Origin of the sequence: Vibrio neptunius (assembly GCF_000967495.1) — a bacterium.
Taxonomy (GTDB): Bacteria; Pseudomonadota; Gammaproteobacteria; order Enterobacterales; family Vibrionaceae; genus Vibrio; species Vibrio neptunius.
This window is the reverse complement of record NZ_JXXU01000043.1, coordinates 158971-173311: the sequence shown is the minus strand read 5'-3', so window position 1 is coordinate 173311 and position 14341 is coordinate 158971. Positions and strand designations below refer to the sequence as shown.

General features: G+C 44.8%; 11 protein-coding genes. 2 read left to right on the top strand and 9 right to left on the bottom strand.

The features are described 5' to 3' along the window. Window positions 1-171: 171 nt before the first annotated feature. On the top strand, window positions 172-789 hold the full coding sequence (locus TW84_RS15240; RefSeq protein WP_045976480.1) for an esterase/lipase family protein: 618 nt from the start codon (window positions 172-174) through the stop codon (window positions 787-789). A 96-nt stretch (window positions 790-885) separates the two neighbouring features. Here the strand turns inward: TW84_RS15240 and choV are convergent, their stop codons facing one another. The 6 genes from choV to betI are packed head-to-tail and all read right to left on the bottom strand — an operon-like array spanning window position 886 to window position 7731. Then, complete coding sequence (gene choV, locus TW84_RS15235) at window positions 886-2073, bottom strand: choline ABC transporter ATP-binding protein (protein ID WP_045976479.1); 1188 nt, start codon at window positions 2071-2073, stop codon at window positions 886-888. Window positions 2074-2075: 2 nt separating this feature from the next. After that, complete coding sequence (gene choW / locus TW84_RS15230; RefSeq protein ID WP_045976478.1) at window positions 2076-2918, bottom strand: choline ABC transporter permease subunit; 843 nt, start codon at window positions 2916-2918, stop codon at window positions 2076-2078. A gap of 48 nt (window positions 2919-2966) precedes the next feature. Further along, window positions 2967-3905, bottom strand: coding sequence for a choline ABC transporter substrate-binding protein (locus TW84_RS15225; protein WP_045976477.1), 939 nt, complete (start codon window positions 3903-3905; stop codon window positions 2967-2969). 28 nt (window positions 3906-3933) lie between these two features. Then, window positions 3934-5634, bottom strand: coding sequence for a choline dehydrogenase (gene betA / locus TW84_RS15220; protein ID WP_045976476.1), 1701 nt, complete (start codon window positions 5632-5634; stop codon window positions 3934-3936). Window positions 5635-5653: 19 nt separating this feature from the next. Further along, complete coding sequence (gene betB / locus TW84_RS15215; RefSeq protein ID WP_045976475.1) at window positions 5654-7114, bottom strand: betaine-aldehyde dehydrogenase; 1461 nt, start codon at window positions 7112-7114, stop codon at window positions 5654-5656. A 20-nt stretch (window positions 7115-7134) separates the two neighbouring features. Next, window positions 7135-7731, bottom strand: a complete 597-nt coding sequence (betI, locus tag TW84_RS15210) for a transcriptional regulator BetI (protein ID WP_045976474.1) — start codon at window positions 7729-7731, stop codon at window positions 7135-7137. A gap of 467 nt (window positions 7732-8198) precedes the next feature. On the opposite strand from betI, the gene TW84_RS15200 reads away from it, so the two are divergent. Further along, window positions 8199-8903 carry a substrate-binding periplasmic protein gene (locus tag TW84_RS15200; RefSeq protein ID WP_045976472.1) on the top strand — a complete coding sequence of 235 codons (705 nt, stop codon included), beginning with the start codon at window positions 8199-8201 and terminating at the stop codon, window positions 8901-8903. 15 nt (window positions 8904-8918) lie between these two features. Here TW84_RS15200 and TW84_RS15195 read toward each other — a convergent pair whose 3' ends face one another. The 3 genes from TW84_RS15195 to TW84_RS24435 form a co-directional block, all read right to left on the bottom strand. Then, window positions 8919-10115: a hypothetical protein gene (locus TW84_RS15195; RefSeq protein ID WP_045976502.1), complete on the bottom strand. Its 1197-nt coding sequence runs from the start codon at window positions 10113-10115 to the stop codon at window positions 8919-8921. A 352-nt stretch (window positions 10116-10467) separates the two neighbouring features. Continuing rightward, window positions 10468-10932 (bottom strand): DUF1842 domain-containing protein, encoded by a 465-nt coding sequence (locus TW84_RS15190; protein WP_052707929.1) that lies wholly within the window; start codon window positions 10930-10932, stop codon window positions 10468-10470. Window positions 10933-11386: 454 nt separating this feature from the next. Next, complete coding sequence (locus TW84_RS24435; protein ID WP_045976471.1) at window positions 11387-14251, bottom strand: XRE family transcriptional regulator; 2865 nt, start codon at window positions 14249-14251, stop codon at window positions 11387-11389. Between the last annotated feature and the right edge of the window lie 90 nt (window positions 14252-14341).

Here is a 14341-nt window from a genome sequence, read left to right as displayed (position 1 = left end):
ACTCGCTTTGCTATTATCGTAAGCTCGGAGCTGATTCAATTCTTTATCATCATATCAATCAACCAGACTGGTCAATTACTGTCAGCAAATTATCAAATATGCTATTCCTCACTGGTTAAGCCAGTACAGAATTGGCAAAATAAGGTTAAGATTTTGTCATTGAGGCACCCTATGAAAATAGTCATTATTCATGGCCTGTACATGCATGGATTGGCGATGCAGCCATTGAGTCAAAAGTTGCGTTCATACGGATATGAGACTCAGACCATCAGCTACAACAGTGTATCGATCGATGAGAATAAGGTTTTGACTAAGATAGACCAAGCACTTTCACCTCATCAGCAAAACGTTCTTGTGGGTCATAGCCTTGGCGGCTTGATCATAAAGCATTACTTAGCCTCCAGAGAGCCAGAGACTAACAAAGTATCTCATGTCGTTGCCGTAGGTTCTCCTTTAAGAGGCGCTTCTATCGTTAGCCGTATCCAGGACCTTGGTATGGGCGCGATGCTCGGCAATGCTGCTGAGTTTGGTTTAAAAGAACATGAGGATGTTTGGCGCTTCCCTCAGAAACTCGGCAGTATTGCAGGTACACTGGCGTTGGGCGCTAGAGCGCTGCTGATGATGGGTAACAATACACTGTCTGATGGTACGGTCACCGTCGATGAAACGAAAATTGAAGGGATGAGTGACCATATAGAAATGAAAAGCGCGCATACCAGTATGATTTACACTTCGTTTGTACCTAAACAGATTGATCATTTTGTTCGCACTGATCATTTCTATCGTTGACGCTGAGGTGGTATTCAAGCGGTAAGCGCCCCAAGACACGGCGCGCAATGCCTACACATCATGCGCCGTTGGACTTTTTTCGTATTTAGTATTGTGCTAAGCCGCTTTTGAATGATTGAGCTTTCCTAGCAAGCCCGCATAAAAATCGCTGTCGTCCAACACGCCAATCAACTCATCATTTTCAACCAATAGTATCGGTTGACCACTGCGTTGTTTTAACTTGATCGCTTCTCGCATACCGATATCTGGGCTAGCAATCACCACCGATTCTTGACTGATGTCGCATAGCTCAGTGGCCTCATCACGCCAATCCACCAGTTTGAGATCGGCTTTATTATCCAGATGCAACTGATTATTACGTTCTTCAACCCACACTTTTTTCGTCGGACAGATTTGCCATCTCGCGTCTTCCTGTACCAACTCACTCGCAGGTTGCATTAGAGAGCGGCCTTTTAATACATTGAGCGGATTGGTGTGAGACACAAAGTCTTTAACGTAGTCATTTTCTGGAGATAGCACAATTTGCTCTGGCTTGCCGTGCTGAATCAGTTTTCCCGATTCCATAATGGCAATGTTGTTGCCAATTTTAAGTGCCTCGTCGAGATCATGGCTAACAAACAGAATCGTCTTATTGAGCTTTTTCTGCAACTGGATTAGCTCGTCTTGCAATTGTGCACGAATCAATGGATCAAGGGCTGAAAACGGCTCGTCCATTAATAGAATGTCGGTGTCCATGGCGAAAGCTCTTGCTAAGCCTACACGTTGCTGCATACCACCAGATAACTCATGCGGATATTTGTGCTCCCAGTCTGAAAGCTCGACCATTTCCAACTGCTCACGTGCTTTCGCTCGTCGTTCAGCTTTCGGCATACCTTGCATTTCAAGACCAAACGCAACGTTGTCGAGTACGGTCAGCCATGGCATTAAGGCAAACTTCTGGAATACCATAGATACTCTGTGCGTGCGCAGGTGTCTTAAGGTTTCTTCATTGCAAGAAGAGAGCTCGACCTGATTATCGCCATCCTTGATTTGCAACGAGCCGCGGCTGATTGAGTTCAAGCCATTCACAGCCCTAAGTAGACTTGATTTACCTGAACCAGATAAGCCCATTAATACGCAGATCTCGCCTTCTTTGACACTCATAGTGACATTATCAACGCCCACGACTTGCCCTGTTTGATCGATAATTTCCTGACGTGCTTTGCCTTCATCGAGCAGAGCTAAGGCCTTGTGCGGCTGATCACCAAATACAACATCGAGGTTCTGAATTTTAATCGCATCCATGATTACACTTCCTTCTGATTTGGAGATTTACACAAGCGATCTAAGATGATCGCAACCAGCACAATAGCCAGCCCCGCTTCAAAGCCCTGAGAAATATTCACAGTATTCAAAGCGCGAACCACTGGTTTACCCAGACCATCAGCCCCAACGAGAGCCGCAATCACCACCATAGAAAGCGACAACATAATACATTGGGTGATACCCGCCATAATGCTTGGTAGCGCCGCAGGTAGTTCTACCTTGAATAACAGTTTCATTTTGCTGGCACCAAATGCCTGCCCCGCTTCAATCAGTTCTTCCGGCACTTTGGTAATACCCAGATAAGTCAGGCGGATAGGCGCAGCTATCGCAAAGATGATGGTTGAAATTAGCCCAGGAACAATGCCCAAACCAAACAACACCAAAGTAGGTATCAGGTAGACAAAAGTAGGAACGGTTTGCATCAAGTCCAAAATTGGCCTCAATAAGGTATATAACCACGGACGATGTGCTGCCATCACGCCAACTGGAACGCCAATTAATACGGAAATCGTTGTCGCAGCAAACACTAAGACAAAGGTTTCCAGCATTTCTTGCCAGTAGCCAAGGTTAAGGATCGTTAGAAGTGCACCGATGATAAACAGCACTAAAGGAATGCTCCGATGTAGATACCAAGCAATAGCCGCGGTAAGAAGAATAGGCAACGCCGGTGGCATCCATTTAAAAAGGTCGACAACAAAAAGAATGATGGTTTCAAGAAAATAAGAAACAGAGTCGAAAAAGCCCGCTGCATTCATTGTCAGCCAGTCGACGCCCGTTTCCATCCATTCACCCACTGGGATTTTGTTGTTGGTAATAAAATTCACAATAAAACCTTACGTTGTTAGGTGGACGAAAACGCCCACCTAGTCACTTTATGCATTTGATTTGACGTAGTTGTTTACAGCTTCAGCTGCATCACTACCAGAAAGAGTCTTCACACCCTTAAGCCAAGATTTCACTTGCTCTGGGTTTGCTTGCAGCCACTTGAGAGCCGCCTTTGATGGTTTAACGTTTTGGTTAAGGATCGCTTCCATCAACTCATTCTCCATCTCTAGGCTAAATTCTAGATTCTGAAGTAGCTGACCTACGTTTTGACATTCATTTAGATAGTTAGAACGTACGTTGGTGTAGACATTCGCACCACCGTAGTTCGGGCCGAAGAAGTCATCACCACCATCAAGGTATTCCATATCGACATTGCTGTTCATTGGGTGTGGTGCCCAACCGAGATAAACAATCCACTGGTTGCGACGAGCCGCTCGTGATACCTGCGAAACCATACCTGCCTCACTAGACTCAACGAGGCTGAAATCTTTAAGCCCAAACGCATCACTATCAATCATTGACTGAATCAGGCGATTGCCATCATTGCCAGGCTCAATGCCGTAAATACGATCTTTAAATTTGTCGGCATTTTTTGCTATGTCAGCAAAGCTTTTGACGCCTGCGTCATAAACATATTTAGGTACGGCTAACGTGTATTTTGCCCCTTCAAGGTTTGCTCGAACTGTTTCTACTGTGCCCGCTTGACGGTATTTAGCGATATCTCCCTCCATGGTTGGCATCCAGTTGCCAAGGAAGATATCGATATCACCGTTTGCCATAGATGAATAAGTGACGGGAACAGACAATAAATCAGTTTTCGTTTTGTAGCCCAGACCTTTAAGTAGCTCGCTAGTGACTGCTGTTGTAGCGGTAATATCAGTCCAGCCGACGTCCGCAAATCGAACGGTTTCACATTGGTTGGCATAGGTTGCTGTGGCCATCGTACTTAGAGCGATAGTCGACAGCGTTTTTGTCATCATAGACATAATAGTTTCCTTGTAATATTTACTGACTTTACGAGATAGACGACACGTCTCTTTTCGGTGTCTTGATTCTCTGTTTTTCTTCCCAGTCCGGAGCAATCCATACTGGTAACTCTTTCCCTTCAATCAGAGGCTTGCCTAATATCAAATCGGCAGCACGTTCCGCAACCATAATAGTCGGCGCGTTGAGGTTGCCATTTGGAATCGTTGGGAAGATAGAAGAATCCACAACTCGCAATCCTTCGATGCCACGGACTCGACACTGCTCATCTAACACAGACATCGGGTCATCTTCTGCCCCCATTTTGCAACTGCATGATGGGTGGTAGGCACTCTCTACGTTTTGTTTCACCCACTCATCAATCGCCTCATCAGTCACTATGGTTTCACCCGGTTGTATTTCGTTACCGCGATAGACATCCATGGCAGGTTGAGAAAGGATTTCACGAGTCAGACGAATACAGTCACGCCAGTCCTGACGGTCTTGCTCCGTTGAAATGTAGTTAAACTCGATTTTTGGTTTGTCACTTGGATTAGCAGAGGTAATAGCGACACGCCCGCGGCTCTGTGGTTTGTTCGGCCCAACATGCACCTGAAAGCCATGACCATCAAACGCCGCCTGACCATCGTAGCGCATCGCGGCAGGTAGGAAGTGATACTGAATATTTGGCCACTTCAGTCCTTTGCGAGAACGGATAAATGCGCATGACTCAAAATGGTTCGTCGCGCCTAAGCCTTTACGGGTCAGGATCCATTCAGCACCGATCATCCCTTTGCTCACAAGACCCAGTTTACTGTTGAGTGTAATCGGTTTTTCACAGTGGTATTGGAAGTATACTTCAAGGTGATCTTGAAGGTTTTCACCTACCCCCGGCAAATCATGCATGACTTCAACGCCGGCGTTTTTGAGTACTGATTCAGGTCCAATACCTGACAATTGCAGCAGTTGAACCGAGCCGATTGAGCCTGCACTCGATACCACTTCTTTATTGGCATAACTCTTGACGACTTTTCCAGAGCGTTCGAACTCTACGCCAATCGCTTTTTTGCCATCCAGTAACACCTTATGGGCAACAACACCTTTAATTAGTGTCAGATTAGAACGTTTCAGTGCGCGCCTTAAGTAGGCGTTAGAGGTCGAAGCACGGACGCCTTTATCCACCGTCATGTGCATGGGGCCAAAACCTTCCTGCTGATAACCGTTGTAATCCTCAGTTTCCGGATAACCCGCTTCTTTACCCGCTTCAATAAAGGCTTGGTATAGAGGATTAAGCTTCATGTCGTTACCATTACAGGTTCCGACCGGACCGCTTCCTCCACGATACTTATCTTCGCCACCATTCCACGATTCAGCACGTCGGAAATAAGGTAGACAAGACTGGTAGTTCCAACCTTTTGCTCCTTGTTCTTCCCACTCGTCAAAATCACAGGCATGGCCACGGACATAAACCATTCCGTTGATCGAAGAGCTGCCACCCAGCACTTTACCTCGAGGGCAATGAAGCTTACGCCCATCCAAACCCTCTTCCGCGGTGGTCTCAAATTGCCACGCATACTTTTCTGTATTCATCGGGTAAGACAGTGCAGTCGGCATTTGGATGAAAATGCTTTTGTCCGTACCTCCAGCTTCGAGCAGAAGCACTTGATGCTCGCCACTTTCAGACAAGCGGTCAGCCAGTACACAACCCGCCGACCCTGCACCAACGATAATATAATCGTAGCGTTGCTCCATTTCGTATCTCCGTTGCTGCTTAGGCGTAAGGGCTGGCGTAATCGCCAAGTTCAATTAGGACACTCTTTGTCTGAGTGTAATGGCGAAGCGTTTCTGGTCCGTTTTCACGGCCAATACCAGAATGTTTATAGCCACCTACTGGCATTTCAGCTGGAGAATCACCCCAAGTGTTAACCCAGCAAATGCCAGCTTGCAATTGGTGAATCACTCGGTGCGCGCGAGACAGCTCCTGCGTAAATACCCCGGCAGCTAAGCCATAAGAAGTATCGTTAGCTCGCTCAATCACATCCGATTCCTGTGAGAATTTCAGAACAGACATGACGGGGCCGAAAATTTCATTCTGAACATGTGGCATGTCATCGGTGCAATCGGTGAATACCGTCGGAACAACAAAGTTGCCATTCTCCAACCCATTTTCTTTGACTTGATAACCGCCCGTCAGCAGTGTCGCACCGCTTTGTTTCGCTTCTTCAATCGCACCTAAAACCTTACCCAGATGTTCTTTGGAGATCAGAGCGCCGATTTGAGTATCCATATCCATTGGATTACCCACAATGAGCTTTTCAGTTCGTTCTTTCAACTGACTAACGAACCCATCGTAAATCGCTTCATGAACGTAAACACGTGTGCCATGAGTGCACACTTCACCTTGGGTATAGAAGTTGGCAACCATCGCAGCAGAAACTGCATTGTCTAGCTTGGCATCATCAAAGATCACCATTGGAGATTTGCCACCGAGCTCCATCGTGACTTGTTTCAGTGTTTTGGCGCTATCCGCCATCACAAGTTTGCCAGTACCCGACTCACCCGTGAATGAGACTTTTGCAATCTCTGGGTGTGCCGTTAGCATTTGTCCGACACGATGGTCTCCCTGCACGACGTTAAACACACCATCTGGCAGACCAGCTTCAGAGAAAATTTCTGCTAGTTTTAAAGCGGTCAGAGGTGTTTCTTCCGACGGTTTGAAGATCATGGCGTTACCTGCCGCCAAAGCTGGCGCAGATTTCCACATTGCAATCTGGATTGGGTAATTCCAGGCACCGATGCCAGCACAAATACCGAGTGGCTCGCGGCGTGTATAGAAAAACTGATTCTCACTTAGCGGTTGCTGCTCACCCTGCATTCCAGGCACCAAACCTGCAAAGTACTCGATAACATCGGCGCCGGTAACAATATCCACTTCAATCGCTTCCTGAAGCGGCTTACCTGTATCAGCCACTTCCAAAGCAGCTAGTTCATCATTGCGCTCACGCAAGATTGCAACCGCTTTAAGCAAAATACGGCTGCGCTCCATTGGAGTCATGGCCGACCAAATTTTAAAGCCTTGCTTGGCGGATTCGATCGCGCGCTCTAAGTCTTTAGGGCTCGCCTGACCAATAGTGGCCAGCGGCTCGCCATTGGCAGGGTTGTAAGTTGTAAAGCTTTCACCCGATGTTGCGTTACATGCACAGCCATCGATGTATAGTGATTTCATATCCATTTGATAGTTCTGACTTTTCGTTATTTTTGAGAATAGAAAGTAAGTTGTTTGTCCAGATAATCGTTGATGATCAATCTAGCTTTGTTGGCATCTATGCCATCAGGATTCATTATCCCGCGGAGCCAGATACCGTCGATCAAAGCCGCGATACCATGAGCAATGATTTCTGCCTGCTCTTTTTCAAACAGCGCTTTTAGCTCGATGCTCAAGTGGGAAAGAAGTCGCTTTTCATTAACACGTTGGAGGCGTTTGAGCTCAGGTTCGTGAACAGAATAGGACCAGAAAGCTAGCCATGTTTTGGCCACTTTGTTTTCCGCTTGATAGCCGACAAAGTTCCCATCAATGATGGCGTTAATACGCTGTTGATGGGCATGTTTTGGTAGCTGACTTAAACGCTCAGTCACGGTAGTGGAAAGCTGGCGAAGTACCTCTCTCATGGTTTCATGAAGCAAACCCTGCTTGCCACCAAAGTAGTGATTAACAATGCCCGTCGATACGCCTGCTTCTTTGCTAATCAGCGAAATACTCGCAGCATGCAAGCCGACTTTATCAATCACTGCCATGGTGGCTTGAACCAGTTGAGGCTTCCTTATGTTTGGCATCCCTACCTTAGGCATTACCGCACTCCCTTTTTTAATTGAACGTTCAATTAAATATAAAATGCCTGAAAATTAGTTAGTACTCAAACTATTTTTCAAAAAACCGATACATTAAACCTAAATTTTAGAGAATTTTGATTAATAACTCGATCAATCAATTTAGTCAAAATCAATCAATCCACAAAGTAGAAAACACATCCAACCCGCTGAGGAAATCGTAATTAAATCCATAAGTATCAATTAGATAATTCAAAAATGAACACTCAAACACTTGAGTGCAAGGCTTTATATAAATGCACAAACGTCACTCACCCGAGGCTACGACTTTTGCTAATCTGCAATTTATTATTTAGAGCACTAAAGATAAGAATTCTTTCGTTCTGTAAAAGTCAAACTGGCGAAATAGGCATCAAATTGAAACTAGTCAATCAAGGCTTTATTGACTATTTTAAGAACAGTTTACTCATTAATGGGGCTGAAAAAGTATGAGGTTGTTTTTACTGGCTTTTGTTCCATTTCTTGCACAGGGTTCCTTGATAAGCGTAAAAGGGACACAAGACGTATGGCCACCTTACTTTCAAGAAGCGCCAGACACAGGAAAAGCGCAACTGATTCTGATTGATATTTTTGAACATTCAGGCTTACTACTCGACATTAAGCTACAGCCTTGGAATCGAGCGTTGAAGAGCGTGCGAACAATGGAAAAAGATGTCATTTTAGGCGCATGGAAGACTGGAGAGAGGGAGCGCTTTCTTTATTTCAGCCAACCTTATTACTGGAATGAAATAGTGGTGCTGAGTCGACATAAAAGCCCACTACAATATAGCGGTCGTGAGAGTTTAACTGGGTTCACCATTGGTGTTCAGAGAGGTTACAGATACAGTGACGATTTTGAACAGCTTACCAATTTTAAGAAGTATGAGATCAGCAGTACAGAAGAAGGTATTGAAAAGCTGATCAAGCAACGCGTTGACGCCATATTAGTCGACAAGAACGTGCTGACCTACACATTAGAAAAGGCTCAGGTAAACCACGACCTTTTCCATATCAGCACGATTCATTTCAGTTGTATTCCTTTACACGTTGCGACAAGCAAAGAAAATAGCGCGGCCAAAAAGCATATAGATAAAATCAACACCACGCTCTCAGAAAGACAGGTAACAAGCCCCTGCATAAAAGTAAATCGTTGACTCAGTGTGAGCGGCTTAATCTGATACTAAACTTCGTTGAATGTGAGATGGCAGTCGCCCTGAATTGTAACGCCAATGAATCGCCCCCAGCACAGAGACGTCATAATAGCGAGTGACCCAATTTTTGCCCTTTACGCTTTGTAGGAATGAGGTTGGTAACACTTCAACATAGGACCCAGGGTTATAGTTTACAATCCCGGCTTTCTGAGCAATGGCCATAGACTCATGAAAACTATGCATACCGCCACCAATTAGATACCCAACAATCGCCAACATGTATTGTTTACAAAGTTCAGCATTCCAAGTGTGCAAACCGCCAAATGCACATGCTGCTTGAAGCAGTGTGCCAGTTGTTCCCGAGATTCCCGCGCCAAACAAGAGGTTACGGACATCAACATCATCATAGAAGCTATCTGCCGTTGCATGCTCTTCTCGGTTTGGGTCTCGCTCAAACATATCAACACCACGGTTGCGCTTCTGGTCAACGGCTCCAACGATATCCTGGCTTGAGGCCGGCACAATGCCACCTACCGTGCTTGCAGGTGCAGCATCACCCATTTTTTTGCGGCGGCCACGATAGCGGCTGTCATCAAACCAAGCTTCTCGTACTTTGTTGGCCAATACTGCATATTTGCCTTCTTCTGGCCCTTTGAGTTTTGGCAAAATTTTTCGCCCAACCGCATCGTGAATGGCGAGCTTCTGCTCCAGCGTTCCACTATCTAGCGCTAGAATCAGTTTTTCCCAAATGACAGAAGCGGCAATATCTTTGGCTTTTTCCTCACTAATACGGCCAAAACCCATTCTTCCACCAGTGAAAAAATAGTGTCCAATCTGCGCTTTGACCATTTCAGTGACGCCTTGAGAATCGTTACGTTTGTGTGTTTGGAGATATTGCTTAACACCGGTTGAAACCTTATTCACCGCTTCTTCTGTATACTCTGTAACGTTCAGTGCCATTACACCAAGCACAGATTGCGCCTCCGCCCGACGTGTCTGACTGATGTTCGTATCATAAGGCTTCAGTCGATATTTTCCCCTGCCCATGTTGAAGCCCGTATGCTCGCCTGTTTTGGCATAAACAACTTTAGAGTCTAACGTCACACCCCATGGCACATACGACTCGTGGCGGCTACGTGGAAGCCTACCGTTCTGAGTGTTTTTTGTTGTGTACCCACCTTGGCCACTAAAATCTCTAACTAAAAATTCAGGCATGTCTTTATTACTCCACATATCAATCTACCAACATACGAGTAGACCTTTTAAAATGCCAAATGATTTCAGTCTTAAAATAATAATGAGATAATGATCCAATAATTAGGCAAATTATTTTCGCTGTTTCTAGGTAGGTGATTCTCAGGCCAATGACGCTTTGTCTTCTGAAATCAAAAAATGACAAAAGAATAATGATTGATTGGCTTCATCTATAGCGCGCTGAATCAGTCGCTGAGCCTGCTAAAGTTGAGCTGTTACTATTAGGCAAAGGTGTCAGGTTATAACATCAAACACAGATAGTCGGCACTATCGAATATCTGTGTTTGGAACGCAGCGTCATTACTGATCGCGTTTACGCAGGCGTAAAATCGCCTTTTTCCACCTTAAGCTGCTCAATGCTTGGTACATGCTCCGGCACTTGCAGAGTAACGCGTTGATTTTCGACCTCAATCCATTCGCCCGAGCTGTTTTTGTATTGATACGATGCTATACCTGATTTCCAGTCATCATTGAGTAGGATATTGAGTGTTACGTTGTGAAGATCGATTCCCACAGGAGGAATGCCTGGATAAGGCTGGTAGCCCTGCAACGTCACCATGATATGGCAATCACGCATCGTACATTGATAATTGAAACTGCCATTGAGATCAGTCAGCACATTTAACGGTGGATTAACTGCCTGAAAAATATGTCCCTTACCCAAAATTGATTTGTCTTCGCTGGCTACGAGTAGCTTAATGTCAAAACTCACTCCTCCAGATAAACCGTTACCAATATGATAATGCGCAGCCAAAATTTCTTGTGATTCCATTTTCATTGTTTTCTCCAACTGATGTGTTGTCGTTAGTGACCTATTCAATGTAGATACACTGTCATTCACATTCAGTATCACTTTGGGCTCATTTCCATCTTCCCACATTAACCTCAGCAGGCACGCTGATGTTGGCTGTTTCTTTTTATCAACAAGCTATTTGTCCGACCACACCTGTTTTAGTAAAGCGCAGAGACCAACTGATACCAAACTGATATGGCGCAGTTGTGCACTTACGTTGATAAATAACCAAATATTCGAAAACAAAGATTAATGGATTAGAAAATGATGCAAGAAACTCAAGATAACCAAGCCCTCGCTAAACATTCTAACCCCGAAAGACAACGCCTTGCGGTACTCGGTGCCTACTCAATTGCGAATAATAGACTCGCTTAGCGCAAAAATAAGCGCGATTGACAAAACGTACTAACCAAAATAGCGCAAGGCTTCAACGTTGGCTCTACTGATTAAGGAACAATCGAGCACCTTGCTCATGTGCGATTTCATGGGACCTTTTGATCAGCTCAATATCATCATCAACTAAACGACCCAAAAGCGCATACATTGGAGATAAATAACAGGCTTCATTCTTTTCGAGAGCGACTGCGATCCCATCTTGCAAAATGTCCTGTGCTTCTTCTGAACGACCGACTTCACAATAGAGTTCAGCTTTCATCAATGAATAAAGCGAGTGCGCTATTTGGTCGCCGCTCGATGCTAACCAATGCTGATAGCCTTCCTCAAAAAGCGTGAGCGACGTTTCTTGGTCCGATGGTGCGGTGAAAAATAGCGCCCAACCCTTGAATAGAGAGGCTATGCCTGTATAAAAAGGGAAGTCGTTGGCGGCAGCAATGGCCAACAATTGTTCAGAAAGCGTGATGACCTGCTGGAATTCCTTCAGATGATAAGCAGACCAGATCTCTCCTTGTAACACGATAGCATAGCTGAACGGCTCATTCTCAAGGCTGATGTTGGATTGGAAACGCTGGAAAAATCGGATATCTTCATCACAACAACACAATGTGGCGGATAAACGGCCAAAGCACCCCGCCAACGCGATCGGATTAATGCCAATAGAAGTATAAAAATCCTTATTTACATTTTTTTGGTAACAATCAAATGACGCTTTTGCATGACAAATAGCAGCCTGATGCTTGGCAAGCCAAAACTGCGAATTAGTCAAACAGCTATAGGCCAGGGATTTACAGCGAGTATCATTTGATTGCTCAGCAAGAGAAAGCATTTCATTTGCTGTCTCCTCAGACAACTTAAAGTCCATCGCCATCAATTGCCTAACCCATAATCCGCTGAGTGAAATACAGTGCCGAAAGGTACAACTCAACTTTTTTGCCAATTCTATACATCGTTGATAAGCCACTACCGTACTATGACTTACCCACCCTTTTGTCGTTCGAGCGACTGTTGCCTGTGCCAAGTAAATATCAAACAATAATTCCAGCCACTGTTCAGGGTTTGGTAAGCGTTGGTAGTTTTCCAGCGCCGTATTAAGGTCATGCTTGGCACTGTTATAATCACCTGATTCTATGCATCGTCGTCCGAAAGAGAGCGACAATTGAGCAGCTTTTTGCCACTCCTCTGCCTTCGTATAGTAGCCGATGAGCTGTCGTTGTGTCTCTTGACAGGGAGAGGAATCACCAGACGCCAGATAATCGGCAATGGTTAAATTAATCGCCCGCTTCTCTCTATGGCTTGCTCTTCGTTGAATAACGTCATTCAAAAAAGGATGATTCAAATGAATCCCCTTTTCTGAAGACAGACTAATAAGCTTCTTTTCGAGCAGTGCTTCTATCACACCAGGGGTCGGATTCGACACCGCATAGATGTCCGTAGATGTCACGTTACCGTCCCAAAAAGATATCAATGACATCACGCGTTGCCATTCACTGGGAAATTCATCAACTTTGCTTTCAAGGTCTAGAGTAACCTCATTGGGTATTTTGTTTTGGCTATATGATGTCAAAAGCTGATAAAAATGAGCTGGGTTCCCTTGGGCCCTTTCTATAACTGAATTCATGACCTCCGTTGTGACGTTAAATCCCTCAAGAAATAACTTTTCCATTTCTTGGTGCAGAAGCGGTGTCAGCGTCATGTTGATCATAGGCAATCTGACTGAACTGAACGCTTCAACATGATGATTTGCTGTACGGGTCGGCAAAAAAGCGGCACCGATCAGTAGCGTCTCATTGTCAGACATCGCTATGAACCGGAGCAAGGTAGCAAGAGTGTGCTCATCGATTAAATGAAAATTGTCCATCAGCAAACAAACCGGATCATTATCGCTTTGACGTCGCTGCTCTGGTTCTTTTCGTATGCTGGAATCGTGTTCATTGCTTTCTTGCATACTCGTATCGATAGCCGTGCCTGAGCGCAATTCTTGTAATGCAGTTAACAGCGATTCACTCGGTGATGAAGCAAGCTGAAAATCGACCCTGACCGTTTTCCACCTGCGCTGGTCAGCCATATCTGAGAGAACGTTCAGCAGGTGACTTTTTCCTATTCCCTGAACGCCTTGAAGCGTTAAAAGGCAATGTTCGTTGATGCGCTCTACCTTATCGATGGCATAATGAAACAACTCAATTTCATGAGTTCTACCTTGTGTTTTGCCAAAACAAGCATCACTTCTTTTTAACAGCGCCTTGTAACCTGCGACAACAGCTTGGTCAGCATAACAAAAACACTGAAGGCTGGCTTCGATTAACTCATCTGAAACCAGAACTGTCGCGCTTTCAAGCTGCAAAGCGAGTTCTGACATTTCGTGAATGTACGCTTCGTTAAAATACCAAAGGTTGTCAGTCTGTAGAGATAAACCTTGAGTTGAAATGATCGCTCGAAAATAGGGCGTTACACGGTGAGAAAGGTTGAGTAGGATTTGTTGAATCGTCAAATACAACTTCTTGCCATCATAAATACAGGGCACAGCGGCAACTAAAGTGTTTCCAAAACGTTCAGTAATCAACGGGGACAACAAGGAAATATGGTCTAGTATTTCGTTTATGATTATTTTTGAATCAGCACGCACCCACAACGCCAAAGCCATTTTTTCAACACAAGGTTCTTTTTCTATCTCAGAACCGGCCAGTGTAGTACTCAATAATTCTTCAATAGGGACAGAGAAGAAAGTGGCCAATCGCCCAACGGTTCTTTTACTCAATTTGTTACCAAGTTCAGCACGTTTTATCGTGGCAATGGAAACACTACATCCTTTTTTTTGACTGCATGCATGCTCAAGCCCTTCCTGAGATAGCGCATGCTTTTCTCTTAATGCTTTCAGCCTCTTGCCATTAATCAAGACAGTGTCTGCCATTTTCGCTCCCTAGCATCATCTCCGTATGATAAATCATACTAGCTAACAAAGTGATATTTTCAAGGTGAGCAATTTTGTAACCGAATGATT